The 24,027-nt window shown below is 65.1% G+C and carries 24 protein-coding genes and 1 pseudogene; 14 read left to right on the forward strand and 11 right to left on the reverse strand.

Going from position 1 to position 24,027, the window contains the following annotated elements; genetic code table 11:
* Window positions 1-443 precede the first annotated feature (443 nt).
* From mnmA to FJ039_10040, 4 genes are read left to right on the forward strand one after another with little or no spacing between them, the layout of a single operon-like run.
* A complete protein-coding gene (gene mnmA, locus FJ039_10025; protein ID MBM4406497.1) occupies window positions 444-1,541 on the forward strand; it encodes a tRNA 2-thiouridine(34) synthase MnmA in 1,098 nt (365 codons plus the stop codon).
* Window positions 1,423-2,097: a DinB family protein gene (locus FJ039_10030; protein MBM4406498.1), complete on the forward strand. Its 675-nt coding sequence runs from the start codon at window positions 1,423-1,425 to the stop codon at window positions 2,095-2,097. The genes mnmA and FJ039_10030 overlap by 119 nt, the downstream gene beginning before the upstream one ends.
* A gap of 12 nt (window positions 2,098-2,109) precedes the next feature.
* Window positions 2,110-2,781, forward strand: a complete 672-nt coding sequence (locus FJ039_10035) for a ribonuclease HII (protein ID MBM4406499.1) — start codon at window positions 2,110-2,112, stop codon at window positions 2,779-2,781.
* Window positions 2,782-2,808: 27 nt separating this feature from the next.
* On the forward strand, window positions 2,809-3,219 hold the full coding sequence (locus FJ039_10040) for a YraN family protein (protein ID MBM4406500.1): 411 nt from the start codon (window positions 2,809-2,811) through the stop codon (window positions 3,217-3,219).
* 9 nt (window positions 3,220-3,228) lie between these two features.
* Here the strand turns inward: FJ039_10040 and FJ039_10045 are convergent, their stop codons facing one another.
* From FJ039_10045 to pdxS, 7 genes are all read right to left on the reverse strand, one after another.
* Entirely contained in the window at window positions 3,229-4,680 is a 1,452-nt protein-coding gene (locus FJ039_10045; protein ID MBM4406501.1) for an RtcB family protein, read from the reverse strand.
* Window positions 4,681-4,689: 9 nt separating this feature from the next.
* A complete protein-coding gene (locus FJ039_10050; GenBank protein MBM4406502.1) occupies window positions 4,690-5,148 on the reverse strand; it encodes an archease in 459 nt (152 codons plus the stop codon).
* 6 nt (window positions 5,149-5,154) lie between these two features.
* Entirely contained in the window at window positions 5,155-5,880 is a 726-nt protein-coding gene (gene tmk / locus FJ039_10055) for a dTMP kinase (protein ID MBM4406503.1), read from the reverse strand.
* Between the two features lie 74 nt (window positions 5,881-5,954).
* Entirely contained in the window at window positions 5,955-7,559 is a 1,605-nt protein-coding gene (locus FJ039_10060; GenBank protein MBM4406504.1) for an AAA family ATPase, read from the reverse strand.
* An 18-nt stretch (window positions 7,560-7,577) separates the two neighbouring features.
* The gene (locus FJ039_10065) at window positions 7,578-8,510 is read right to left on the reverse strand and encodes a hypothetical protein (GenBank protein ID MBM4406505.1); all 933 of its coding nucleotides are present in this window, start codon (window positions 8,508-8,510) and stop codon (window positions 7,578-7,580) included.
* Window positions 8,494-9,099, reverse strand: a complete 606-nt coding sequence (gene pdxT, locus FJ039_10070) for a pyridoxal 5'-phosphate synthase glutaminase subunit PdxT (GenBank protein MBM4406506.1) — start codon at window positions 9,097-9,099, stop codon at window positions 8,494-8,496. The genes FJ039_10065 and pdxT overlap by 17 nt, the downstream gene beginning before the upstream one ends.
* Before the next feature lie 11 nt (window positions 9,100-9,110).
* On the reverse strand, window positions 9,111-9,992 hold the full coding sequence (gene pdxS / locus FJ039_10075) for a pyridoxal 5'-phosphate synthase lyase subunit PdxS (protein ID MBM4406507.1): 882 nt from the start codon (window positions 9,990-9,992) through the stop codon (window positions 9,111-9,113).
* Window positions 9,993-10,186: 194 nt separating this feature from the next.
* Between pdxS and pheA the strand changes: the two genes are divergently transcribed.
* A complete protein-coding gene (pheA, locus tag FJ039_10080) occupies window positions 10,187-11,032 on the forward strand; it encodes a prephenate dehydratase (GenBank protein ID MBM4406508.1) in 846 nt (281 codons plus the stop codon).
* A 5-nt stretch (window positions 11,033-11,037) separates the two neighbouring features.
* Here pheA and FJ039_10085 read toward each other — a convergent pair whose 3' ends face one another.
* Complete coding sequence (locus FJ039_10085) at window positions 11,038-15,423, reverse strand: phospholipid carrier-dependent glycosyltransferase (protein ID MBM4406509.1); 4,386 nt, start codon at window positions 15,421-15,423, stop codon at window positions 11,038-11,040.
* Between the two features lie 94 nt (window positions 15,424-15,517).
* Here FJ039_10085 and ybeY point away from each other — a divergent pair, with 94 nt between their 5' ends.
* Genes ybeY through FJ039_10125 form a run of 8 tightly spaced genes read left to right on the forward strand, consistent with a single transcriptional unit; the run spans window position 15,518 to window position 22,004 of the window.
* On the forward strand, window positions 15,518-15,997 hold the full coding sequence (ybeY, locus tag FJ039_10090) for an rRNA maturation RNase YbeY (protein ID MBM4406510.1): 480 nt from the start codon (window positions 15,518-15,520) through the stop codon (window positions 15,995-15,997).
* Between the two features lie 30 nt (window positions 15,998-16,027).
* The gene (dnaX, locus tag FJ039_10095) at window positions 16,028-17,716 is read left to right on the forward strand and encodes a DNA polymerase III subunit gamma/tau (GenBank protein ID MBM4406511.1); all 1,689 of its coding nucleotides are present in this window, start codon (window positions 16,028-16,030) and stop codon (window positions 17,714-17,716) included.
* Window positions 17,716-18,021 (forward strand): YbaB/EbfC family nucleoid-associated protein, encoded by a 306-nt coding sequence (locus FJ039_10100; protein MBM4406512.1) that lies wholly within the window; start codon window positions 17,716-17,718, stop codon window positions 18,019-18,021. Before dnaX ends, FJ039_10100 begins: the two co-directional genes overlap by 1 nt.
* A gap of 7 nt (window positions 18,022-18,028) precedes the next feature.
* Window positions 18,029-18,634 (forward strand): recombination protein RecR, encoded by a 606-nt coding sequence (gene recR, locus FJ039_10105; GenBank protein MBM4406513.1) that lies wholly within the window; start codon window positions 18,029-18,031, stop codon window positions 18,632-18,634.
* 46 nt (window positions 18,635-18,680) lie between these two features.
* A complete protein-coding gene (locus FJ039_10110; protein MBM4406514.1) occupies window positions 18,681-19,058 on the forward strand; it encodes a hypothetical protein in 378 nt (125 codons plus the stop codon).
* Window positions 18,973-19,968 carry a DNA repair protein RecO gene (gene recO, locus FJ039_10115; GenBank protein ID MBM4406515.1) on the forward strand — a complete coding sequence of 332 codons (996 nt, stop codon included), beginning with the start codon at window positions 18,973-18,975 and terminating at the stop codon, window positions 19,966-19,968. Before FJ039_10110 ends, recO begins: the two co-directional genes overlap by 86 nt.
* A 15-nt stretch (window positions 19,969-19,983) precedes the next feature.
* Window positions 19,984-21,501 (forward strand): acetyl-CoA carboxylase biotin carboxylase subunit, encoded by a 1,518-nt coding sequence (accC, locus tag FJ039_10120; GenBank protein ID MBM4406516.1) that lies wholly within the window; start codon window positions 19,984-19,986, stop codon window positions 21,499-21,501.
* On the forward strand, window positions 21,492-22,004 hold the full coding sequence (locus tag FJ039_10125) for an acetyl-CoA carboxylase biotin carboxyl carrier protein subunit (GenBank protein ID MBM4406517.1): 513 nt from the start codon (window positions 21,492-21,494) through the stop codon (window positions 22,002-22,004). Before accC ends, FJ039_10125 begins: the two co-directional genes overlap by 10 nt.
* On the opposite strand, the gene FJ039_10130 is transcribed toward FJ039_10125, so the two are convergent.
* The 3 genes and pseudogenes from FJ039_10130 to FJ039_10140 all read right to left on the reverse strand — a co-directional run bounded on the left by FJ039_10130 (window position 22,001) and on the right by FJ039_10140 (window position 23,740).
* Complete coding sequence (locus FJ039_10130) at window positions 22,001-22,648, reverse strand: GNAT family N-acetyltransferase (protein MBM4406518.1); 648 nt, start codon at window positions 22,646-22,648, stop codon at window positions 22,001-22,003. The genes FJ039_10125 and FJ039_10130 overlap by 4 nt on opposite strands.
* Window positions 22,635-23,291 carry a haloacid dehalogenase gene (locus FJ039_10135; protein ID MBM4406519.1) on the reverse strand — a complete coding sequence of 219 codons (657 nt, stop codon included), beginning with the start codon at window positions 23,289-23,291 and terminating at the stop codon, window positions 22,635-22,637. Before FJ039_10135 ends, FJ039_10130 begins: the two co-directional genes overlap by 14 nt.
* A gap of 104 nt (window positions 23,292-23,395) precedes the next feature.
* Window positions 23,396-23,740, reverse strand: a pseudogene (locus FJ039_10140) (zinc ribbon domain-containing protein).
* Between the two features lie 166 nt (window positions 23,741-23,906).
* Between FJ039_10140 and FJ039_10145 the strand changes: the two are divergent.
* A partial coding sequence (locus tag FJ039_10145; protein MBM4406520.1) for an amidohydrolase occupies window positions 23,907-24,027 on the forward strand: 121 nt, incomplete at its 3' end.

Consider the following 24,027-nt stretch of genomic DNA (forward strand, 5'->3'; position numbering starts at 1 on the left):
CCGCACCTTTGCTGGACGCGTCCACCCATGGCACACCGTCGGGCCCTCTGCAGCACACCCATCCCCACACCCATCTCAAAGAAAGGAGTAGGGGCGCGGGGCACGCGCCCTGGGTCCATCGCGCGGGGCACGTGTCCTCACTCTCGTTCCTACGAGTCCGGACCGCTCGGACCGTGTGTATCCTCACCCCGCATGTTGCATCGGGGCCGCACCGGAGCGCCCCCTCTGTCCCCCTGAGGAGCGGTGATCCCCAATCACCACGACGAACGGGCCTACGCCGTCTGGGTTGCTCCCGCAACCTGATCCGGCGTCGGGGTTGGCCTCCCAAAGGGCTCCGCTACACCGGAGAGGCCAGCCCATCCCCGGCAGACTCGTCCCTACGGGCCCGAGCCTCTCGGACCGTGTTCCGCATCGGGCTGTGCTATCCTTTCCCAGGAGGCTCAATGCCGCGAGAAAAAATCGTCGTCGCCATGAGCGGCGGTGTTGATTCATCCGTAGCCGCGTTCCTCCTCAAGGACGCCGGCTATGACGTCGTGGGCATCACCATGCGCCTCCACACCCCCGATGATCCCTACGCCTCCGGCCGGGCCAAGCGCTGCTGCTCCGTGGATGATGTCTCGGACGCCCAGCAGGCCGCCGCCGCCATCGGCATCCCCCACTACGTCATCAACTTCGAGCGCGAGTTCAAGTCCGGCGTCATAGACTACTTCGTCGCCGAATATGCCCAGGGCCGCACGCCGCACCCCTGTATCGCCTGCAACAACAAGGTCAAGTTCGACCCCTTGCTGGAACGGGCGAAGACCATCGGCGCGCGCTACCTGGCCACAGGCCACTATGCCCGCGTGTCCAAGGATGGCAAGACCTATCGCCTCCTCAAGGCCGTTGACCCGTCCAAGGACCAGTCGTACGTCCTCTACGGCTTGGGCCAGAGCGAGCTTTCGCGAACGCTCCTGCCCGTCGGCCGGTATCCCAAGCAGGAGATACGCCGCATCGCGGAAGAGGCGGGCCTGCCCAATGCCTCTAAGCCGGATAGCCAGGATATCTGCTTCATCCCGAACGGCGATTATCGCGGCTTCGTCGCCGGGTTCCTCAAGCCCCAGCCCGGCGCGATCGTGGACACGGAGGGGCACAGCCTCGGCGATCACCAGGGCATCGTCAACTTCACCATAGGCCAGCGCAAGAGCCTCGGCATCCCCGGCAAGGAGGCCAGGTACGTCGTCGGCATAGACGCCGAACGGCGGACCGTCACCATCGGCGGCAGGGACGACCTGCTGAGCGATACGCTATGGGCCAAGGACGTCCGGTGGGTCCTAGGCGCGCCGCCTCCCGATGGCTCCCGCGTCACCGCCAAGTACCGCTACAAGTCCCCTGAGGCCCCGGCGACGCTCTCCATCGAAGGCTCCTCTGCCAAGGTCGTCTTCGATGAGCCTCAGCGCGCCCTCACCCCAGGCCAGGCCGTCGTCTTCTACCAGGGCGATAGCGTTCTCGGCGGCGGCAGCATTGACCGCGTCGCGGCACGGACGCCCAGCCCCGCGTGCTAGGAGCATTATGGAAGTCAAAACCTTCATCCAAACCTCCCTCCACCTGGCGCGCAAAGACCTGCTGGAAAAGGTGAGCGGCCTCTCCCAGGATGCCCTGGACTGGCATCCCGCGCCGCACGCCAACAGCATCGGCTTCCTTGTCTGGCACATGGCCCGCGTGGAAGACGGCTGGGTCAACCGCCTTATCCTGCGCAAGCCCCACCTCTGGGTCTCGGACGGCTGGGCCAAGCGCTTCGCCATGCCGGAAGATATGCGCGATATGGGCTACACCTACACCCAAGAGCAGATCACCGCATGGAAGTCGCCGCCGGTCTCTCTCCTGCTCGAATACTCCGCCGCCGTCCGCGCCGCCACCAGCGCCTTCTTGGATGGCTGGAACCCCGCCGACGACGGTCCTACCGTGAAGACCGGCTGGGGGAAGATGATCACCGTAGCGGAGGTCTTTGCCCAGCTTGTCTGGGAGATGAACCAGCACGGCGGCCAGGTCGCCTATATCAAGGGATTGCGCGAAGGCCTGCAAACCCCGCAGTACATGGGGCCGCTGTCCACGCCCTAAGGCGCGCCGGAGATGCCAGCCCACCATAAAACCGTCTGCACCTTCGATGAAGAGCTGGCACTGCGCGCAAAGGGGCTGCGCCTCATCGCAGGCGTGGACGAGGCTGGGCGCGGGCCCCTCGCAGGGCCGGTCGTCGCCGCCGCCGCCGTCCTTCCCGACTCTTGGATCCACGGCCCCTCCGGAGAAGAACAACCCTGGAGCCTGCTCAACGATAGCAAACAGCTCACCGCCGTCCGCCGCGATGACCTCTACCACCTGGTCGCCTCCTCGGCTGTCACCTTCGGCGTAGGCCTTGTCACGGCGGAGGAGATTGACGAGATCGGGATTGCCCCGGCCACGCGCAAGGCCATGGCCGCCGCTATCGCGCAGCTCAAGCCCCAGCCGCAAGCCCTTCTGGTGGATGCCGTTGATCTTTCGCATCTTGGGCTTCCCGGCAAGGCCATCATTGACGGCGATGCCTTGTGCAAGTCCATCGCCGCCGCCTCCATCATCGCCAAGGTCACCCGCGACCGGCTCATGCTGGAGATGGACGCGCGCCACCCCGGCTACGGCTTCGCCCGGCACAAGGGCTACGGCACCGCCGAGCACCTGCGACAGCTCCGCGCCCTCGGCCCGTGCGCCATCCACCGCAAGAGCTTCTCCCCCATCCGCGAACTGCTCCTCCAGCCGCGCTTAGGCGTATAGAAGGGCCGACTCCACCCCTGGCAGAGGATGAAAGAGCGGGGAGAATTTGACGGCGCGAACGCGATGACGGCCAGACGCAAAGCCCTTGGCGATTTCGGCGAGCGCTACGCCCGCGAGCGCCTGGAGCGCTTCGGCTATCGCATCCTTGGCGCAAAGGTTCGCCTGCCCTCAGGCGAGCTGGACCTGGTGGCCCAGGACGGCAGGACGACGGCGCTCATCGAGGTGCGAACGAAGCAGAGCCGCCGCTTCGGCTCCGGCGAGGAGTCCATCACCCGCGCCAAGCAGGAGAAGCTGGCAACCCTGGCGAGCGAATATCTCGAAGCGCACCCGGAGGTGGGCGACGACTGGCGCGTAGACATCATCGCGATAGACGTGGTCGGCGATGGGCGTGTTGTCCGCTTCGCCCACCTGAAGAACGCGGTCGAGGAGCCTGACTAGCAAGGGCCCTTAGCCCTTGATGACTCCCAGGGGGCGCATCCGCGCCACCCTCTTCACCAGGCCCGCCTTGTGGGCCACCCGCATCACCTTCGCCACGTCCTTGTAGGCGCTGGAGGCCTCTTCCAGCAGGCCCACGCGCGTCATCGCCTTCACCACCACACCCTGTTCGCGCAGCTCCTTGGCGAGGTCGTGCCCCTTCAGCTCGCGCTTGGACTGTCCCCGGCTCTGCTGTCTCCCCGCGCCGTGGCAGGCCGAGCCGAAGCTCAGGCCCATCGCCTCCGGCGTGCCCACGCCAATGAAGGAGTATCGGCCCATATCGCCAGGGACAAGGACGGGCTGGCCGATCTCCGCATAGCGCTCCGGGATGAAGCGGCTATGGGGCGGGAAGCTTCGGGTGGCCCCTTTGCGATGGACGCATAGCTTCATCCGCTTGCCGTCTATCTCATGCATCTCCATCTTGGCAATATTGTGCGCCACATCGTAGATCTGCCGGATACCCAGCGTGCCCCAGCTCTTTTCAAAGACCGCCTCGAACGACTTCCGCACCCAGTGGGCGATGATCTGCCGGTTGGCCCACGCGAAGTTGGCGGCACAGGCCAGGGAGGCGAGGTAGTCCTGCCCTTCCTGCGAGCTGAGGGGCGCGCAGGCCAGCTGGCGGTCCGGCAGAGAGATGCCGTACTTCTTCTGGGCAGAGTCCATCACCTTCAGATAGTCGTCGCAGATCTGGTGCCCAAGCCCCCGGGAGCCGCAGTGGATAAGCACCGTGACCTGTCCAGGCTCCGTGATGCCCATCGCCGCCACGATGGCCGGTTCGTAAATCTCGTCCACCGCCTGCACCTCAAGGAAGTGGTTGCCTGAGCCAAGGGTCCCCAGCTGCGGCGCACCCCGCGCTCTGGCCCGGTCGCTCACCAGGGAGACGTCCCCGCCTGTGATGACCCCGTGCTCCTCGGTCACCGCCAGGTCGTCCTTATCGCCCAGCCCCTTGCCGATGGCCCACCTGGCCCCCTTCATCATCACCTCGTCCAGCTCATCGCTGCTCAGGCGCAGGCGGCCCTTGGCGCCGACACCTGTGGGGATGTTGGCGAAGAGCGTTTCGACGAGCTTGTCCATCTTCGGCTTCACATCGCCCAGCGTCATATCCGTCCGCAGCATTCGCACGCCGCAGTTGATGTCAAAGCCCACGCCTCCGGGAGAGATGACCCCCTCGTCCATCGTTGTCGCCGCCACGCCGCCGATGGGGAAGCCATAGCCCCAGTGGATATCCGGCATGGCGTAGGAGGCCTTCACGATGCCCGGTAGACAGGCCACGTTCGCCACCTGCTCCAGCGCCGGGTCCGTCTTCAGCGTCTCCATCATGTCGTCATCCGCAAAGACGATGCCGGGCACGCGCATGCCCGGCTTATAGTCCTGAGGGATCTCCCAGCGATAGTCGTCCAGCCGGTTCAGCTTCACTTTGCTCATCGCCCCACCTCACACATCCAGGATAAGCCTGGCGCGATAGCCTTTCGGCCCCTTCGTGATCTTCAGCTGATGGTACGTCGCCGATTTCAGCCCGGTCTTGATCGGGTGGCGGCTCGGCTCGGCGCGTTCGCCATAGACCACCGCCCGCACCTTGGTCTTAGAGACGGCCCGGACGTCAAAGCGGCTGAAGAGCCGCTGCTCGGAATCAAAGAGAAAGATGAACTCGTTCAGCCATGCCACCAGCAGCGCCTCCCGGTCCACCGCCTCCGCCGTGATCGTCCGCTTCTCCGCTGCCCGGATCGTCTTCACGTCGGTGACGATGCTGAAGAGCGCACGGGCCGCATTGGCAAAGAGCTCCCGCATATCGGCGCCGTAGGCTATGAATCCCGTATCGGCGGTGTGCTGGATAAGGCGAAAGCCGGGGATGGCACACCTCCAGAGGGTCGGTGGAAGGCGATTATACGCCAGCCGCCGTCAGATCAGCCGGGACTGCCCCGGCTTCGCCTTGCTCTCCGCCTCTGCCGCCTGGCGCGATTTTAGCGCAGGCTCCACGGCCTGCCACACGGCGGCGGCGATCTCATCGCCGGGATTCGCGGCGTCCATGAGCAAGATCCGCCTCGGTGCCGCCTTCACGAGCTTCAGGAAGCCGCTGCGCACCCTCCGGTGGAAGGCAACGCCCGCCTCTTCGAACTTCGATTGCCCGGCCTCGTCGGCCCGCCCGGCCGTCGCCTTCCCCTGGGACTCCAGCCCAAGCTGGGGCCTGCCGATGCGCTCCATTGCGGCCTCCACCGGCAGGTCAAGAAGGAAGGTGATATCCGGCATGAGGCCCCCCGTGGCAACCTTGTTCACCGACTCCACAAGATCCAGCGGCAGGCCGCGCCCATAGCCCTGGTAGGCCACCGTGGAATCGGCGAAGCGGTCCGCCACCACGATGCGCCCGCGCTCCAGGCTCGGCTTGATGACCTTCTCCACAAGCTGGGCCCGCGCCGAGGCGAAGAGCAAAAGCTCCGTCGCGGGGGCCACGTCCACGCTCTTCACCCAGCTCCGCACCTGCTCGCCTAGGGGCGTTCCCCCTGGTTCGCGGACGGAGATGGCCTCATGGCCGTGGGCGCGCAGGCGGGCCAAGAGCAGCCCCACTTGAGTGCTCTTCCCTGCGCCCTCGCCGCCTTCAAAACTTATGAAAAGGCCCTTGGTTGCCATGCAGATACTCGTCTCTTGTTGTGCCCGGACCGGCAGAGGAAGGATACGTTCGAAGCGTAGAGCCCGGCAAGGGCCTACTGTCTGCCCGTCCGGAAGAGGCGCACCCGGCGGAAGGGCTCCTTGCCCGTGCTCCGGGAGAGGAGCTGGTTCTTCTCCGCCACCTGGTGCTGGATCCTGCGGATATACGAGTTCTGGGGGCTCAGCTCCACCGTCTCCTCTTCGCCCTCCAGCAACCGCTTCACGGCGGCCTCCGCCTCATTCACCGGGTCTGCCGCCGTCTCATCGTGCTCCGTTCCCTTGCGCACGCGGGCGTCCAATAGGGAAATCAGCGCGTCCTCGATCTGATTGCTCGTGTTCTTCCGCAGAACGACGACGGGGATCATGGACTCTTCCGCTATGCGCACCGCTTGGGGCCGGTTGCGGTACTGGGCCTTGGTGGTCATGATGGCGTCCGCCCGGCGGGCATCGCCCGTGACCTCTACGGGCAGGCCTGTGGCGCGGATCACCTGCTCCGCGCGGCCCCGGTTCACGCCGTAGGGGTAGACCTTCAGCTTGGGCCCGCCGTTGAAGTGGTGCTCCTGGCGGCGCGGCTCCCGCTCCCGGCGCCAGTCCTCCTCCTCGTGGTCGCGAACCGCCATGGAGGGCGCGCGCAGCTCCTGCGCCTCGCCTTCCATGCGCTGGACTGCGCCGGCTTCGTCCAGCCATCGGATCTCCGGCGGCGCCGCCTGTCCGCGCAGGAGGGCGTCCACCGTTGCCGCCACGTCCTCATGAACTGCCACCCGGTTCCAGGCCAGGATATCCACCAGCGAATCGAAGGTCGGCGGGGCCTTGCGCTCCAGGATGCTCTTCTGCGTCCCGCGCCGCCGCGCCTCCTCATCGCCGAGCGTCACCGATTGGATGCCGCCGATGAGATCGGCCAGCGTGGGGTTCATCATCAGGTTTTCCAGGCTTGTGCCGTGGGCGGTGGCGATGAGCTGGACGCCCCGCTCGGCGATGGTGCGCGCCGCGAGCGCCTCGGCCTCCCGGCCGATCTCGTCAATCACCACCACTTCCGGCATGTGGTTCTCCACCGCCTCGATCATCACCTCATGCTGGAGCGAGGGGGTCGGCACCTGCATGCGCCTCGCCTTGCCGATGCCCGGGTGCGGGATATCGCCGTCGCCCGCGATCTCGTTGGAGGTGTCCACGATGACGACTCGCTTGGTGTACTGGTCGGCCAGGACACGCGCCACCTCCCGCAGCATCGTCGTCTTGCCCACGCCCGGCCGCCCGAGGATGAGGACGCTCTTGCCGGAGCTGACCAGGTCTTCGATCACCTTGATGGTGCCGAAGATGGCGCGCCCCACGCGGCAGGTGATGCCGACGACCTTGCCCTTGCGGTTGCGTATCGCCGAGATCCGGTGCAGCGTCCGCTCGATCCCGGCGCGGTTGTCCTGGCCGAACTCGCCGATGCGCCCCGTCACGTAGGCCAGGTCCTCCAGGGTCACTTCCTGGGTGTCCAGGGCCAGCTCCCGGTTCAGGAAGCGGGCGGCGGGCAGGCGCCCAAGGTCCATGACGATCTCAAGAAGGGAGCCGATATCCGGCTCCTGCTTCAGCACCTTGATCACATGGGGAGGCAGCGCGTCCAGAAGGAGATTCAGGTCGTCCGCTACGGCTTGCTGGGTTGGAAGGCTCGTCACGCTGTTCTTGCCACCTCGTTAGGCTCTCGCCATTGCGATCTCGGGTTGGCCCACCCGCGCCGTCACATGCTTCACATAGAGCGTATAGTCGCCGCGCTTCGCGAACCCGTTCGCCTGCAGGGCGGCCGCCGCCGAGTGCTGATGCCCGGGCATCAGGCAGAGCGCGGACGATGCGCCCTGGGCCTCCCGCATCGCCGCCGCCGTCAGCGCGCGCGCAACATCGCCGTTCGCTCCTGCGACCACGATGCCCAGAAGGGCCGTGTCGCCGCGACGGGTCGCCGCAGACCATCCAATGATACGCCCCTCCCGCTCACAGATAAATTCACCCTGCATATGCCAGCCTGCAAGGGCCGGGCGGCTCTCCTTCCACTGGTCAATCGTGACCCCTTCAGCATCGCGGACCTGCGGCGGCGCGGAGGCCCGATAGAGCTGGTAGAGGCCGAGCTCGTCGTCAGCCGCCGCCGGGCGAAGGCCGGGAAACTCGGTGGCGCCTGCTTCATCCTGGATGCGCACCGTGAGAGCGTAGTGCTCCTCCCGGCAATAGGGGCGGAACTCCGCCTGCTGCGCCGCCCGGTCAATGGGACTGCCGTCCGCAAGGCGGAGGAGCAGCCGCTGGCCCCCCTGGATGGAGACGGGGCCGCTCAGGCCCTCCAGCAGTTCCGGCCAGACAGCCTCTGCGCCCTTGGCTACTTCCGCCCACTCAACCTCCCAGCAGGAGAGGCCCATCCGGCGCCGTACGATGCCGAAGCCCACAGCCCTTCCCTGGCTGGTAACCACCACGGCATGGCGGCGCGACCGTTTCATCAGTCCCTGGGTGACCAGGAGCCCGAAGGAATTGCCGATGCCGTGGCCGCCGGTAAGGCTCTCCAGAGTCACGGCCGCACTTCCGAGCGCCTGGCCTTGCAGCGATGCGATGAAGGGCAGGTCAAGGATGCTAGCGGATCGAAGCACGCGCTCTCCTGCTGCTTTCTTCTGCAAGCTGGACGAAGTACTGGTGGAACCGGGCGTCCTCCGTCAGCTCCGGGTGAAAACTTGTGCCGAGGAGATTGCCCTGCCGGACGGCAATCGCCGGGCCGTCCCCAAGGGCAGCCAGGCTCTTCACGCCGGGGCCAACCTTTATGATGACCGGCGCTCGGATGAAGACCGCATGGTAAGTCCCCTCGCCCAGCGCTGGGACGTGGATGTCCGTCTCGAAGCTGTCAACCTGGCGGCCGTAGGCGTTGCGCTCCACTTCCACATCCAGCCCGCCGATGATCGCCTCGGCGCGCCCGCGGACGCGGTTCGCCAGGGCGATCAGCCCCGCGCAGGTGCCCCATATCGCCATGCCCCCTTGCGCCAGGGAGCGGATCGGATCGCGGAGGCCATATGCCTCCAGCAGATTGGCGAAGGTCGTGCTTTCGCCGCCCGGGAGGATGAGGCCGGAGATGCCGGCCAGGTCTTTCGGCAGTCGGACTCCCCGGACATCAACGCCGGAGCGCGTGAGGACTGCCGCATGCTCGGCGAAGTCCCCCTGCAGGGCCAGCACGCCGATGGTGGTCATCAGCCGTCCTCCTACCAACCCCTCGTCGCCAGCAGCTCCTCCGGTTTCATGGTGCGCACGTCCTTGCCGGACATCGCCTCGCCAAGGCCCTTGGAGACTTCCGCCAGGATTTTGGGGTCTTTGTAATGGGTGACGGCTTTCACCACGGCCTTGGCCCGGGCCTCCGGGTCGCTCGACTTGAAGATGCCGGAGCCGACGAAGACCCCTTCGGCCCCAAGATGCATCATCAGCGCCGCATCGGCAGGCGTCGCCACGCCGCCCGCGGCAAAGTTCACAACGGGGAGCTTCCCCGTCTTATGCACTTCGATCAGCAGGTCCAGCGGCGCGCCCAGGGACTTCGCCTCAGCCATCAGCTCGTCCTGGCCCATCGCCTGCGCCTTGCGGATGCCGGACTGGACGGAGCGCATGTGGCGCACCGCCTCCACGATGTTCCCCGTCCCCGCCTCGCCCTTGGTGCGGATCATCGCCGCTCCCTCCGCGATGCGCCGGAGCGCCTCGCCCAGGTCGCGGCAGCCGCAGACAAAGGGCACCTTGAAGTCATGCTTCCAGACGTGGTGCAGCTCATCGGCGGGCGTCAGCACTTCCGATTCGTCAATATAGTCAACGCCCATCGCCTCCAGGATCTGCGCCTCCACAAAATGGCCGATGCGGCACTTGGCCATCACCGGAATGGTGACCGATTTCATGATGCGCTCAATGACCGTAGGGTCCGCCATCCTGGCCACGCCGCCCGCGGCGCGGATATCGGAGGGGACGCGCTCCAGCGCCATCACGGCGCACGCGCCCGCCGCCTCCGCGATCTTGGCCTGCTCCGGCGTCACCACATCCATGATGACCCCGCCCTTGAGCATCTGCGCGAGGCCGCTCTTTAGCTTTGGCGTACCCTTATCCATCTGCTACCTCATCCGGGAAACCCGGCGACTCAGTCTCGTTATTATACGGAGCATTCGCCCCTCGCGCAAACCTGGAAAAGAAGGTTTCTCCCCGTGCAGCGCGACCATCCCCCATCACTCCGATAGCTCCCGTCGGCGACTCTTGGGCACATCCCTCCCTGCTATACTTGCCGCTGCCCGCCCGGCGGGACCCTATGCCAACCAAGCCCAAGAAGATCGCCTACCTCGGCCCCGCCGGAAGCAACACGGAAGAGGCCGTCATCGTCCACGATCCTTCCGCGGAGCGCGTCGCCTTTCCTTCCGTCCGTAGCGCCACCCGCGCCGTCGAAAACGGCGAGGCCGATGAGGCCGTCGTCGCTATCGAAAACAGCATCGAAGGCTCCGTGGTGGACAACCTCGATCTCCTCATCCACGATTCCAAGCTCCTCATCAGCAAGGAGCTCGTCATCCCCATCACCCACTGCCTCCTGCTCAAGCCGGGCGCCAGGGCGGAAGATGTGCGCGTGGTCTACTCCCACCCGCAGGCCCTGGCCCAATGCAAGCGCTACTTGGAGACTCGCTTCAGCCGCGCCAGCCCTGTGGCCACCCTCAGCACCACAGCCGCAGTCGCCCAGATGATGGCCCAGCTGGGCGGCGATGCCGCCGCCATCGCGCCCAAGCGCTCGGCGCAGATCTACGGCGCCGCCATCTTCGAAGTCGGCATCCAGGACCACGCCGGGAACGCCACCCGCTTCGTCGTCCTGGCCCAGCACGATGCCCAGCCCACCGGCGACGATAAGACCTCCATCGCCTTCTCCTTCGCAGAGGACAAGCCGGGCCAGCTCTACAAGGCCATCGGCCTCTTTGCCACCAAGGGCATCAACCTCTCTAAGATCGAATCGCGTCCCGCAAAAGAGAGCCTGGGGAAATACTTCTTCCTGATTGACTTCGACTTGCACCGCCTGGACCCAAAGGCCCAGGAGACGCTCGAAAGCCTCCGCGCCGTCACGAGCCTGCTGAAGGTCTTCGGCTCCTACCCGCGCTACCGCCCGCCCAAGTAGCCGGTCTAGACCTTGGGCAGCACTTCGTAGACCTTCACGCCCACGTTCCTGTAGCGCAGCGCTAGCCGCTTTCCATCCATCTGCTCGAACTTTGCGATGCCTTGCGGCGGATAGAAGGCCTGCTCCAGCTGGCCCACGTAGACGTACTTCACCCCGTACTTGTCCAGGAAGGCCTCGGCCTCCGCGATGCTGGCGGTGTTGTAGAACTGGCTCACATCGCGCCGCCGCGTATCCACGGACGGCTGGAAGCCCCAGCGCTGCTGCTTCTGGTGCCAGTCCCAGCCGATGACCGCCGGAAGCCCCGTGTAGATAGAGACGCGATTCCCCCACCGGTACAAGTCCGTGTTCCCTTCCACGATGACCGGCGACCCCTTCACGTTGTCCTGCAGCCACTCGATGGCCTCTTTATCCAGGTCAAACCGCATGTCCCGTGGGGTGGGGTGTCCATCCTGGTAGGTCGCCCTGTCCATATAGGCCATCCCGTCAGCCGTCGGCGCGATGGACGTGTTGAAGCGGTCGCGGACGCGCACCTGTGTCCCCATCACGGGGTAGACCAGCACCGCCAAGATCGCCAGCATAAGGAAGGCCCGGATTCCCGCCCTGAGCCGGCGCCGCGTGAAGATGCCCCCAAAGCCGATGCGCCACACGGCATAGGCCGTCAGGATGCCCAGCAGGACCCACGCCTGCAGGTAGAGCTTGAAGACCGTGTTCATGCGCCCCAGCGGCAGGTTGATGTTGAAGAGGTCCACCGCGCCGCCCAGGATGAGCGGCATGGCAAAGAGCGCGAGGATGAAGATTTCCACCTTTGCCGCATCGCCCGGCAGCTTCACGGCCCGGAAAAGGAGCGGGATAAGCAGGGAAAACATGACCAGCAGGAAGCCCACCGTGGTGTAGTCCGTGGCCCAGAGATAGAAGAAGAGACCCGTCACTACCGCCGCGTAGACCGCCCAGGGCTTCACACCCAGCAGCGTCGCCTCCTGCCTCGTTCCATCCGCCGCCTGGCTCTCCGTCCGCCAGACGCGCACGAGGCCAAGGCCGCCAAGCCCCGTCGTCGCGCGCTCGCGCCAGAGCCGGTAGGCCAGGAAGCCGAAAAGGATGACGATGAAGACGCCTTGGATCTCCAGGTATTGCCACAATGCAGTCTTCGCCTCGCTCCCTTGCACGCTGTCCGTGATGGGCAGGAAGGTCTCGTAGCGGCTATGGAAGGGCCGCCAGATGATCGCTGAAAGCACATAGACGCCGATCGCCTTGATCCCGGCCAGGATGGCTGTCGCGCCCAGGTCCACCACCTTCGCCGCGCCGGTCATACCGCCCCAGGCCTCTCTCCGCACCATGTATTCCGTGATCAGCAGCGTGAGGCCGATGAGGAGGAGATACGTCGGCGCATCCCAGCTGTTCGTCGCCTGGATTGCCCCAAGCAGCAGCGCCAGGCCGAGGTACGGCAAGATTGCCATAGCCCCGATGCGCCCCATGCGACGCGCCTGGGTCAGATAGGCCATCGCCAGCCCCAGCGCCACCAGCGTCAGCGGCATCACAAAGAGGTGCGCGTGCGGATCGGCAAACAGGAAGGTGAAGAACGGGAACTCGTTGATCTCAAAGCCCGGCGGGTCCGGCGTCATCAGGCGGCTGCTCCGCCAGAAATCAAAGGTGCCGAAGGACCGGTCGTTCACCACGCGCCCGAGCCCCTGCGCCACCTGCACGATGCCGTCCAGGTTCGTTGCGATGAGCACCAGCAGAACGGCCAGCAAGCCCGCCTTCACCGGCGAAGGCATCGGGATCGCCAGCCGACGCTTCGTCAGCTCGGCGAGGTTGTACGCCACGGAGAAGACGCCGATGGCCGTAAGGGCGAAGAACATCGGGATGGCGACGTTGATGGCGATCGAGGGCACCACCCCGGTGAACTTCGTCGGTACTGCCGCCAGGAACTGGCCGAAGTAGTAATAGTTCAGGTAGCCGCCGGAATACCACGGGTCGTAGGGCGGCATGAAGGAGGAACGCACCACGGCATTGAAATAGGCGAAGTCCATCGGCTTCTCGCCGCCGCGATAGGGGTGCCACAGGTCCGGGTTCCAGATGCGCACGGCGAAGGCGGCGGCAAAGGCGACGAGGAAGAGCAGTTCCCCCGTCAGGATCAGGCGCTTGTTCTCCCGCCAGAATGCCAGCAGCTCCTTCCGCTTCCACCGCGCCACGAACCACGCGACGACTGCCAAGAGGAAGATGCCGAGGCCGATGGAGAGGCGCGTGAAGGCCAGCCAGTGCCAGCTCGCCATCACCCAAGCGAAGTAGGAGACCAACAGCAGGCCCAGCATCTTCGCCATGAAATAGCCCTTGTCCGGCAACCCCCGGAAGACCACCATCGCGATGGGCACCGTCAGCAGCGCCATCAGCTGGATGACGAGGTACCAGACCACTGCCGGCACCGTGTTCACCCAGCTGTCCCGGTCAAAGAGGTCTGACCACGTTCCGCCCTCCTGCTGGGCCTTCGCCTCGCTCTTTGTCAGCAGCAGCCCCGCGGGCGGCTCCGGCCCGGTCGGCGAAGCGGGCGGCAGCTTCGCGTCAAAAAAGCCTCGTTGCGCCGCCGCCGACCCGGTCACCGTCTTCTTGAAGACCAGCACCAGCGGGTGGTCATAGACGCTGTAACTCTCATCCGCAAAGCCCAGGTTGATCGTCAGCGGGGCAGGTTTGTACTCCTCGAACGGCTCCGGCACCGGCAGGCCCGGCCGGGAAAAGGTGTCGTTCTTGATGGCCACGCCAAAGAGGTTGGGGTAAGAGGCCTCCCAATGAACAAGCTCGTAGCCTAGCTCGCCGCCAAAGAGCAGCTTGTAGTAGGCCGTGGTGAGCGGATAACGCTCCTCAAGCCGCGGGATCGTGCCGTAGAGGCGGTTGCTATAGAAGATGAGGTAATCGGCCTGGGTCAGGCGGTCAATCATCTGGTTGCGCTTGAAGCTGTTCTCCGGGTCGTTGTACAGCTCCATCTCCGTGTGGCGGTAGTCGCCCAAGAAGCGCAGCCCCTCCTCCCAGTGCTCCTTCGCCAGGATGGAACCCTTGGGCACGTTCGCCAATATCCACTGGGAGGTCGCCTCCGCCGGATGCGGCTTCACATAGATGCGCGAATAGGCGAAGGCGTAAAAGACCGTGAAGGCCATCGTCAGCGCCAGGACGGCGTAAACCACCCGCGGCGCCATTCTGCTCCATGTCCATGTGCGCGCCTGCCGCACCAGCCACGCCGTGAAGGCCGCCGCCATCAGCGCCAGGAACGGCGTCATCGGCAGCATGTAGCGCATGAACTTCACATCAAAAGAACCGTTGATGATGAAGTAGGGCAGCGTCCACACCACCAGCAGGATGTGCGCCGGCCTGCGCTTGAAGAGCGCCGCCGCCAGGCTGAAGAGCAGTCCCGCCAGCATCAGCAGTCCCGCGGGGATGCCCATGCCCCAGACCACCAGCTGCTTGATCTGGTAGCTATAGGCGGGCGTATCCACGTACTGGCGCGTGTACGGGTAATCGCGGATGCGGCGCACCATCTCGCCCTGCTCGCTCACGTCCGCCGCGAACGACTTGTAGTCAATGACGCCGTACGGCTGGGTGATGACCATTGCCGCCCCCGCAACAGCCAAGGCCACGATGACAAGGACGATAGCCCGGGTGAGCGTCCGCCCTTGCTGCGCCTTGTCCCGCCATTGGCTGGAGGCCCAAAGCCACGCCGCCGCCACAAAGCCGAGGGCGAAGGGCGCCGCGCTGAACTTTGTCGCCATCGCAAGGCCGAAGAAGATGCCACCGAGGGCGAAGTGCCTCAGCTGCCCCCGCTCCGCCGCCTTCACCACAAAGTAAAAGCTCACCACCAGGAGCGCGGCGAGCATGATGTCCGTCGCCAGGAAGTGGCTGTAGCCGATGTGCAGCACGGAGAAGGTGATCAGCGATGCAGCCAGCACCCCGGCCCACTTCCCAAAGAGCCGCGCCCCGATGAGGTACAGCACCAAGATGCCCAGCACGTCAAAGACGGCCGAAAGCGCCCGCCCGGCCAGGAAGACCTGGTCATAGGTCGCCTCCCCGAACCAGTCGGGCGGCGCGATATAGCTGACGAAGCGGATCAGATAGAGCGGCAGCGAGCCGTAGTTGAACCAGCCCGGATCGGCCTCGAACCACCCGGGGTTCAGCGGGCTTCGCTGATCAAAGAGGAGCGAAGGCTCGTCTGTGGGAAAGGCGATCCTGCGGCTGTACTCCACGATCGCCCGCTCGTCCGGATGGAAGTGGCCGCCGTTGGCCCAATTGATCCCGTAGAGACGCAGGTAAAAGGCCAGCGCCATCAGGCCGAGGAGGAGGAGCAGGTGCCCTTTCGCCTTCAGAAAGCCGACGGCTTTGGGCATGAGGCCGTCAGCAGGTCTTGCCATAGCGCCGCCTATGATACCAAGTGGTACGGGGTAAAAGGCCCCCTTCGCCGTCTATAATGCAATCTACGTTTGCCCCGCCGGTGCAGTTCTCAACATGCCCTTGCCGCGCCACACTATAGATATAGAGATAACGGTCGCCGTTGCCCGCCGTATCACTCGCCCCTGGCTCCGCCGCATCGCCCAGCGGACGCTTGACCTGGAGCGGCTCCAGGCTCCCCAGGAAATCGGCCTCCTGCTTACCACGGACTTTCGCATCCGCCGCCTCAACAAACAGTACCGCCGCAAGGACAAGGTGACGGACGTCCTCTCCTTCGCCCTCGCCGAATCTGACGCCGATTTCGCCTCATCGCCGGACGACCCCAGCACATTAGGTCAAGTGGTGGTATCATACCCCCGCGCTGTTCGGCAGGCCCGCGACTACGGCCACTCCGTTGAGCGTGAAGTAGCCTTCCTCTTCGTCCACGGGCTCCTCCACCTCCTCGGCTATGACCACCAGCGGCGGGCCGATGAACAGCGGATGCGCGAGCGGCAAGAGGCCATCCTCTCCTCCCTCGGCATCACCCGCAAGGCGTAGCAAACCTGGATTGCAGACGGATACACAGCTATGGCAGCACAAGTCCTCTATCGCAAGTGGCGTCCCCAGCGCTTCGCCGATGTGGTAGGCCAAGAGCACGTCACTACCACCCTCCTCAACGCCCTTGCCTCCGGCCGCGTCGCCCATGCCTACCTCTTCTGCGGCCCCCGTGGCACAGGCAAGACCAGTCTGGGCCGCATCTTCGCCAAGGCCGTCAACTGCCAGAAGAACGGCAAAGGCGAGCCCTGCAATGAGTGCGAGATCTGCCTCTCTATCTCCGAAGGCCGCGCCCTCGATCTCATCGAGATAGATGCCGCCAGCAACCGCTCAATAGACGATGTCCAGAGCCTGCGCGATAAGGTCAACTTCTCCCCCAACCAGGCCCGCTACAAGGTCTATCTGATAGACGAAGTCCACCAGCTCTCCCGCGATGCCGCCAGCGCCCTTCTCAAAACCCTGGAAGAGCCTCCGCCCCACACCCTCTTCATCCTCGCCACCACCGACCCGCAGAAGCTCCTGGCCACTATCGTCTCCCGTTGCCAGCGCTTCGACCTCCGCCGCGTCCCCATGTCCGACGTCGCCCAGCGCCTCACCCAGATCGCCAAGGCGGAAGGGCTCGATGTCTCGCCGGAGGCCCTCGCCGCCATCGCCCGCGCCACTGGCGGTAGCCTTCGCGATGCCATCGGCCTCCTGGAACAGCTTGCCATCGGCCAGGCCAAGCGACTCGATATCCAGGACATCCGCGAGCTTCTCGGCATCGGCGGCGAAGTCCAGGCCCGCAGGCTCGCCATCGCCGCCCTTACCGGCGATACCTCGGGCGGACTGGCCGCCATCACGGAGGCGATGAACGAAGGCCTGGAGGTCGCCTCCTTCCACCGGGAAGTCCTCCTCCAGCTCCGCGGCATCCTCCTTCTCAAATCAGGCGCAAGAGAGACCGTGGACCTCTCCGCGGAGCAACAGCAGGAGGTCATGAACGCCACCAGCGCCGTCCCCGTGGAGCGTGTCGTCCGCGCCATAAAGACCTTCGCCCAGCAAGACCTGCGGCAGACGGGCAGCTCACCCCTTCCGCTGGAAGTCGCTCTCATCGAATCGGCCACCGCCCTCGCCGCCGAGCCCCAGCCCGTCGCCGCGCGGCCCCAGGCCGCTCCGGCCCCTGCGCGGCCTGCGCCGCCGCCTGCGCGCCCACTCTCCTCGTCGCCTGAAGGCTATCGCTCTTACGGCGAACGCGCTCCCGCGCGCCCTCCGATACAACAAGCGCCGCCTGCGCGGCCCTCCTCGCCGCCTCCGGCGCGGCCGGAGAACCGCCCGCCGGTCCCTGCGGCCGTAGCCTCCTCCTCGGCGACCATCTCCACCAACCCCGATCTCTTCATCCGGCTCAGAGAGAGCTGGCGCTTTGTGGCGGACGCCTGCAAAGGCAAGGGCCAGAAGATGAAGCTGGACGCCCTGCTGCGCAGCGGCAGGCCCACGGGCCTGGAGGGCGATTCTGTCGTCATCGGCTTTCCCAACCAGTTCTTCATAGATAAAATGAAAGAGGAAATCGAGAACCCCGGCACCCGCGTCGCCCTGGAAGAGGCCTTCGCCAAGGTCCTGGGCAAGCGCCACCAAGTGAAGTGCGTCATCTCCACCCGCGATGAACGCCCGGCCGCCGGAGGCCATCTGCTCAAGGCGGCCGTCGAAGAGATGGGCGCGAAAATCGTCGGAGGAGGCCCCCAGCCGTGATGAACAAGAACCTCATTCGCCAGGCCCAGCAGCTCCAGGCCCGCATCCAGAAAGCACAGGAGGAGCTGGGCACCCTCACCGCCGAGGCGAGCGCCGGGGGCGGCATGGTCACCGTCGTCGTCACCGGGGACCAGCGCGTCAAGTCCATCAAGATCGCCAAGGACGCCGTCAGCCCGGATGACGTGGAAGCCTTGGAGGACCTCGTCCTTGCCGCCGTCAGCGAAGGCCTGGAAAAGTCCCGCCAGCTTGCCGCCGCCCACCTCCAGAAGGCCACCGGAGGCATGAACATCCCGGGGCTGATGTAAGGCCGCCGTGGACTACCTGCCGGCCGCCGCGCCCATCGCCCGACTCATCGAAGAGCTGCACAAGCTCCCGGGCATCGGGCCCAAGACTGCCCAGCGCCTGGCTTATCACCTCATCCGCACCTCTAAGGAAGAGGCCCTCGCCCTTTCGGAGGCCATCGCCAAGGTCAAAGAGACCGTCGTCTTCTGCTCCCAGTGCCAGAACATCACGGACGTTGATCCCTGCGCCATCTGCTCGGACGCCGCCCGCGATCGCACCAAGCTCTGCGTCATCGAGCAGCCGCTGGACATCCTGGCCCTGGAGCGCGCCCGCACCTACAAGGGCCTCTACCAAGTCCTCCACGGCGCCATCTCCCCCATCAATGGCATCGGCCCAAGCGATCTCAAGCTCCAGCAGCTGGTGGATAGGCTCGCCACAGGCGGCTTCAACGAGGTCATCCTCGCCACCAACCCCAACTTGGAGGGCGAAGCCACCGCCGCCTACGTCCACCGTCAGATCAAGCCCCTCGGCATCCGTGTCACCCGCATCGCCCGCGGCCTTCCCTCCGGCGCCGACCTCGAATACGCCGACGAAGTCACTCTCTCCCGCGCCCTCGAAGGCCGCCTGGAGATGTAAGGCTCGGGAGAACACAAGTTGCTCATATCCGGATGAGACATCCATCATGACCAAGCTCCTTACCAAGGCTTTCAGAGAAGCAAAAAGGCTCTCCCCATCTGACCAGGATGTGATTGCCGCTTGGCTTTTACAAGAACTCGCCTCGGAGCGGCGGTGGAACAGGCTCTTTGCCTCTTCTCCAGCTAAATTGGCTAAGTTGGCCCGTGCCGCCCGAGCCGAGTTTGAGAGCAGTCGGCGAACAGGTGCGAGCCAGCGCGTCCGTGGAATCCATCGGATGCTGAAGCGACTGGAAGACTTGGAAGACACGCTGGAATTGAGGACCGCGATCAAGGAAGAGCATGCCTTCCGCAGCCTCTCGGAAATTCGGGGTGGAGAACGCCCGCGGCTGCGTAAAACTCGGCGGCGCGGTATCGTCATACGGTGACCATGGAGAGAGGTGCGGCCATGCTCGGAGTGAAGACCTACCCAAGGGCTACATCGGCAATCTCCGACTATTTCTCTCAACCTTTGCTCCCTGTTCCTTGAACCTTGACCCTCCCATGGACCGACCTCGCTTCCAAAAGACGCAGGGCATCGTCCTCAAGAACCTCCCCCTCGGCGAGGCCGATAGGCTCTTGACCCTCTACACCCCCCACCACGGCAAGGTCCGCGCCGTCGCCAAGGGCGTGCGCCGCGTCAAAAGCCACCTGGGCGGCCACCTTGAGCCCCTGGTCTGCGCGGAAGTCCTCATCGCCAAGGGCCGCGGCGCCCTCGACGTCATCTCCCAGGCAGAGACCGTCGCCTCCCACGCCCGCCTTCGCGGCGATCTCTGGCGCACCACCTGCGGCATCTACGCCACCGAGCTCGTTGACCAGTTCGGCGGCGAAGGACTGGAGAACCTCGGCCTCTATGGGCTCCTCCGCGATACCCTCGCCCGCCTCTCGGAGGACCATAGCCCGCCCATCGTCCTCCGCTACTTCGAGATGCAGCTCCTCATCCTCACCGGCTTCCAGCCCGAGCTGTACAGTTGCCTCGCCTGCAACGTCACCCTCAGCCCCACCACCAACTCCTTCAGCCCCGCCCTGGGCGGCGTCCTCTGTCCCGCCTGCCGCCGCAGCGACCCCCTCGCCCGCCCCCTCTTCCTCAACGCCCTCAAGGTCCTGCGCCTCCTAGCCCGGGGCAGTTTCGAGACTGCATCGAAAGTACGCCTGGAAACCGACCTGGCCCTTGAAGTCGAGCACACCTTACGCCAATATATGAGACACCTTTTGGAAAAAGACCTGAAGTCCACCGACTTCTTGGATATCCTGCGGCGCGAAGAGTCCGATGCGCCCGCATTCACACCAACCCGGTAACTAAAGGCTAGCCGCGTGTTCAAAAAGATACTGATCGCCAACAGGGGCGAGATCGCCCTGCGGGTCATGCGCACCTGCGAAGACATGCGCATCGGCACCGTCGCCATATATTCCGAGGCTGATCGCCTTTCCCCCCACGTCCGCTACGCCGACGAGGCCTACCTCCTCGGCCCCCCTCCCGCCAAGCAGAGCTACCTCCGCTTCGATGCCATCATCGAAGCCGTCAAGAAGTCCGGCGCCGAGGCTATCCACCCCGGCTATGGCTTCCTGGCTGAGAACGCCGACTTTGCGGAGACCTGCGAAAAAGCCGGCGTCACCTTCATCGGCCCCAACTCCAAGATGATCCGCTCCATGGGCGATAAGCTCTCCGCCCGCCGCCTCATGGAAAAGGCGGGCGTCCCCATCGTCCCCGGCGTAACGGTAGCGGCGGCCTCTCTGGACGAAATGAAAAGGATGGCCAAGCAGATCGGTTATCCCGTGCTGATGAAGCCCTCCGGCGGCGGCGGCGGCAAGGGCATGCACATCGTCCATAAGGAAGAAGAGCTCGAGCACGTCATGAAGATGGCCCAGGGCGAGGCCGCCTCGTCCTTCGGCACCTCCACCGTCTACCTGGAGAAGTACCTGCGGCCCGTCCGCCACATCGAGCTCCAGGTCCTGCGCGATAACCACGGCAACGCCATCCACCTGGGCGAGCGCGAATGCTCCGTCCAGCGCCGCCACCAGAAGATCATCGAAGAGTCCCCATCCGTCGCCGTCACGCCGGAGATCCGCGCCAAGCTCGTCAAGGCGGGCCTTGCCGCCGTGGAGGCCGTCAACTACAGCGGCGTCGGCACCTGCGAATTCCTCCTCACCACCGGCGGCGATGTCTACTTCCTGGAGATGAATACCCGCCTCCAGGTGGAGCACACCGTCACGGAGATGGTTACCGGCCTCGATCTTGTGGAAGAGCAGATCCTGGTGGCGGATAACCAGAAGCTCCGCCACAAGCAATCGGACATCAAGTGGAACGGCTGGGCCATGGAATGCCGCATCTCGGCGGAAGACCCCTACAACAACTTCATGCCTTCGCCGGGCCTCATCGCCCTCCTTTCGGAGCCGGGCGGCCCAGGCGTCCGCGTGGATAGCGGCGTCTCCCGCGGCTTCGAGATCCCTGTCTTCTATGACCCCCTCATCGCCAAGCTCATCACGTGGGGCCACAACCGCGAGCAGGCCGTCCGCCGCATGCGTCGCGCCCTGGGCGATTACAAGATCCTCGGCATCCAGAACAATATCCCCTTCCTCCAGGCTATCATCCGCCACAAGAAGTTCCTCTCCGGCGATATCCACACCATGTTCCTAGACGAGAACGCCGACCTCTTCCAGCAGGAACAGAAGAAGGACGCCCTCTACGCCGCCATCGCCGCCACGCTCCTGGAACACCAGAGTAAAGGCGAGGCGACCAAGGGCCAAGGCAAGAACGGCGCAAAGACCGGCGGCGCCAGCCTCTGGAAATCGGCCGCCCTCGGGCAGATCTGGGACAGGCCATGGCGCTAGAGCACTACCGCACCCAGGTTGACGGCCAGTGGTTCGATGTCGTCCTCGAAAAATCGGGCGACCGCGTCATCGTGAAGTCCGGCGATAAGTCCTGGAGTGCCGACCTCAAGCGCTTCCAGGGGACCAACCTCGTCTCCCTCATCCTGGACAACACATCCCTCGAGTTCCTCATCAGCAAGCAGGACGATACCTACAACGTCCAGCGCGGCACAGACCTCTACGCGGTGAAGGTCAAGTCCTCCTGGGCGAACGCCAAGACCGGCTTCGGCGCGCACGAAGGCGAATCGGGCGAAGTCTCCGTAGACTCCCCTCTCACCGGCGTCATCGTCCGCATCGAAGTGGAAAAGGGCAAGGAGGTGGCCAAGGGCGATGTCCTCCTCGTCGTGGAAGCGATGAAGATGCAGAACGAGATCAAGGCCCCAAAGGCCGGCGTGGTGAAGGCCGTCAAGGTGAAGCCCGGCCAGAAGGTCACCATGCGCCAGTCCCTGCTCACCATCGGCTAGCTTGGTCGCAGCAGCCCCGCTATCCTCGCCTTCACCGCAGGCCACTCCGCATCCGTGATCGAGTACGTCGCCGTGTCTCTGATCTCACCATCGTAAGCCATTCGCTCCGCCCTGATTATTCCGTCCAGCCTCGCGCCCAGCCGCTCGATGGCGGTCCGCGACCGCTGGTTCCGCGAATCTGTGCGTACCCACACGCGATGTACCCGCCACACTTCGAAGGCATGCGTCAGCATCAACAGCTTCGCCTCGGTGTTTATCCCCGTCCGCTGCGCCTCGGGCGAAAGCCACGTCCACCCGATCTCCACCACATCCGGCAGGTCCTCCCCGCGTTGATGTGCGCTCCCCGGCGGCCAATCCCAGAACTCGATGCTGCCGAAGCGCGTCGAGCCGACTATCCGCCCTGTCGCGCAGTTGATAGTGACAAAAGGCAGCGCTGTTCCCGCCTCTTGGCGCGCCAGCGCCGTCTCCACATAGCGCCGCATGGCCGCCTGGGTGGATGGGACTTCGGTGAAACCGTACGACCCTCGAGACATGGTCGCGGCAGCAACAAGGCCGGGGACGTGCTGGAGTGTGAGGGGTTCGAGCCGGACGTGACTGCCTTGGAGCGTGACCCTTTCTAGAACGCGCCGCTTATCGCTTCCCATCCAATTTCTTCTCCACATCTCCCAGCTTCGCCTCAAGCCGCGCCTGCCGCAGCGCCATCGTCAGGTCGCCCCGCGTGCGCTCCGTCACCCCGCGCACCATATCCGTCGTCCGCTTCAGGTTCCCCGTCAGCGCGTCCGGAAAGTCCATCGTCGCCAGCATCGTGTAGATATCGTCCATCTCGCCCAGGATCGCCTCGCACCGGTGCACATCGTCCTTCCGCAGGGCGTCCAGCACCATCCTGCGCAGCTCCCCCGCCGCTTCGCCAAGGCCGTTCAGGTAGGCCGGGTACTGCACGCCTATGGCGTCCGGGTCCGGCACCGGCTCGCCCTTGCCCAGGGCAAAGACACAGCTCGCCTCGGCATACTCCTTCTCCGCCATCTCCACATAGCCCGTATTCCGCAGGTCTGCGTGGCCGCTCGTATTCCGCTCGATCTCCGTCAGGAAGCCCTTCGCCGCCGTGAGCTGCGCCGCCGCCTCGTCAAAGGCCTCGCGATGCACCGCCCGTATCGCGTTCGCCGCCTCCTGCACCACCTTCCGCGTCAGCGGGTAGACCGCCTCCCGCGCCTGGTGCTTCGTGGAGAGCGCCGCCCGTATCCTCTCGGCGATGCCGTCTAAGTTGGACGTGGAATTGTGTGAAGGCATGCTGAACTCCTTCATAAGCCTGGCGAAACACAGAACGCCACTGCCTTGATCAGCAAAGTGCCCCTTCCTTCGCAGGGAAGGGGCAAGGGGTTAGGTCGAATCCCTTACAGATCGTCCAGCGGCGCTGGCATCTCCCCGTCCCGCGCCGCATCAATCATCTCCCGCGCCTCTTCCGGCATATCCACGCCAAGCTCCGCCATCCGCTTCTCCGTCCACCGCCCGATGTTGCGCGGGTCCTTGTAGTACTCGTCGCTATTGTGCAGCGCCGGTTCTTCCGACCCCTCCCACACCTGCTGCGTCGTCTTCCCCACCGCGAACTTGGAGACGGCGCGCGTCAGCTCCTTGCCCCCGCAATGCCGGCACTGCAGGCTCTCCGGCTCCGTCATCGTCCGGACAAAGACATCCGTCTTCCGTTTGCAGGCGGCGCACCGATACTCATAGATAGGCATGGCATCTCTCGAAGGAAAACTGGATGTATTCTAGCATAGGCAGGCTCTGCAAAACGGCCGTTTCTCCCTGGCGTGCCCCTCCCATAACCGCCTGGTCGGCGGCGGCTTGCCGGGGGACTATAATGCCCCCGTTGGCACGCGCCGCCGCTTCGGGAAAGGGGCCGCCATGAAGTACGCCGTCATCTCCGCCGATTCCCACATCGTCGAGCCCCGAGACCTCTGGACCGCCTATATGGAGCGCGCCTACAAGGACGATGCCCCGCACATCGAGTCCATCAGCGGGGCCG

This window comes from Chloroflexota bacterium (assembly GCA_016875535.1).
GTDB lineage: Bacteria > Chloroflexota > Dehalococcoidia > SHYB01 > SHYB01 > VGPF01.

What these genes read in the sequence shown, in the direction of transcription:
- mnmA (MBM4406497.1), top strand. Translation starts at nt 444, where the DNA reads ATGCCGCGAGAAAAAATCGTCGTCGCCATGAGCGGCGGTGTTGATTCA.
- FJ039_10030 (MBM4406498.1), top strand. Translation starts at nt 1,423, where the DNA reads ATGAGCCTCAGCGCGCCCTCACCCCAGGCCAGGCCGTCGTCTTCTACC.
- FJ039_10035 (MBM4406499.1), top strand. Translation starts at nt 2,110, where the DNA reads ATGCCAGCCCACCATAAAACCGTCTGCACCTTCGATGAAGAGCTGGCA.
- FJ039_10040 (MBM4406500.1), top strand. Translation starts at nt 2,809, where the DNA reads ATGAAAGAGCGGGGAGAATTTGACGGCGCGAACGCGATGACGGCCAGA.
- FJ039_10045 (MBM4406501.1), bottom strand. Translation starts at nt 4,680, where the DNA reads ATGAGCAAAGTGAAGCTGAACCGGCTGGACGACTATCGCTGGGAGATC.
- tmk (MBM4406503.1), bottom strand. Translation starts at nt 5,880, where the DNA reads ATGGCAACCAAGGGCCTTTTCATAAGTTTTGAAGGCGGCGAGGGCGCA.
- pdxT (MBM4406506.1), bottom strand. Translation starts at nt 9,099, where the DNA reads ATGACCACCATCGGCGTGCTGGCCCTGCAGGGGGACTTCGCCGAGCAT.
- pdxS (MBM4406507.1), bottom strand. Translation starts at nt 9,992, where the DNA reads ATGGATAAGGGTACGCCAAAGCTAAAGAGCGGCCTCGCGCAGATGCTC.
- pheA (MBM4406508.1), top strand. Translation starts at nt 10,187, where the DNA reads ATGCCAACCAAGCCCAAGAAGATCGCCTACCTCGGCCCCGCCGGAAGC.
- FJ039_10085 (MBM4406509.1), bottom strand. Translation starts at nt 15,423, where the DNA reads ATGGCAAGACCTGCTGACGGCCTCATGCCCAAAGCCGTCGGCTTTCTG.
- ybeY (MBM4406510.1), top strand. Translation starts at nt 15,518, where the DNA reads ATGCCCTTGCCGCGCCACACTATAGATATAGAGATAACGGTCGCCGTT.
- dnaX (MBM4406511.1), top strand. Translation starts at nt 16,028, where the DNA reads ATGGCAGCACAAGTCCTCTATCGCAAGTGGCGTCCCCAGCGCTTCGCC.
- FJ039_10100 (MBM4406512.1), top strand. Translation starts at nt 17,716, where the DNA reads ATGAACAAGAACCTCATTCGCCAGGCCCAGCAGCTCCAGGCCCGCATC.
- FJ039_10110 (MBM4406514.1), top strand. Translation starts at nt 18,681, where the DNA reads ATGACCAAGCTCCTTACCAAGGCTTTCAGAGAAGCAAAAAGGCTCTCC.
- recO (MBM4406515.1), top strand. Translation starts at nt 18,973, where the DNA reads ATGCCTTCCGCAGCCTCTCGGAAATTCGGGGTGGAGAACGCCCGCGGC.
- FJ039_10125 (MBM4406517.1), top strand. Translation starts at nt 21,492, where the DNA reads ATGGCGCTAGAGCACTACCGCACCCAGGTTGACGGCCAGTGGTTCGAT.
- FJ039_10130 (MBM4406518.1), bottom strand. Translation starts at nt 22,648, where the DNA reads ATGGGAAGCGATAAGCGGCGCGTTCTAGAAAGGGTCACGCTCCAAGGC.
- FJ039_10135 (MBM4406519.1), bottom strand. Translation starts at nt 23,291, where the DNA reads ATGCCTTCACACAATTCCACGTCCAACTTAGACGGCATCGCCGAGAGG.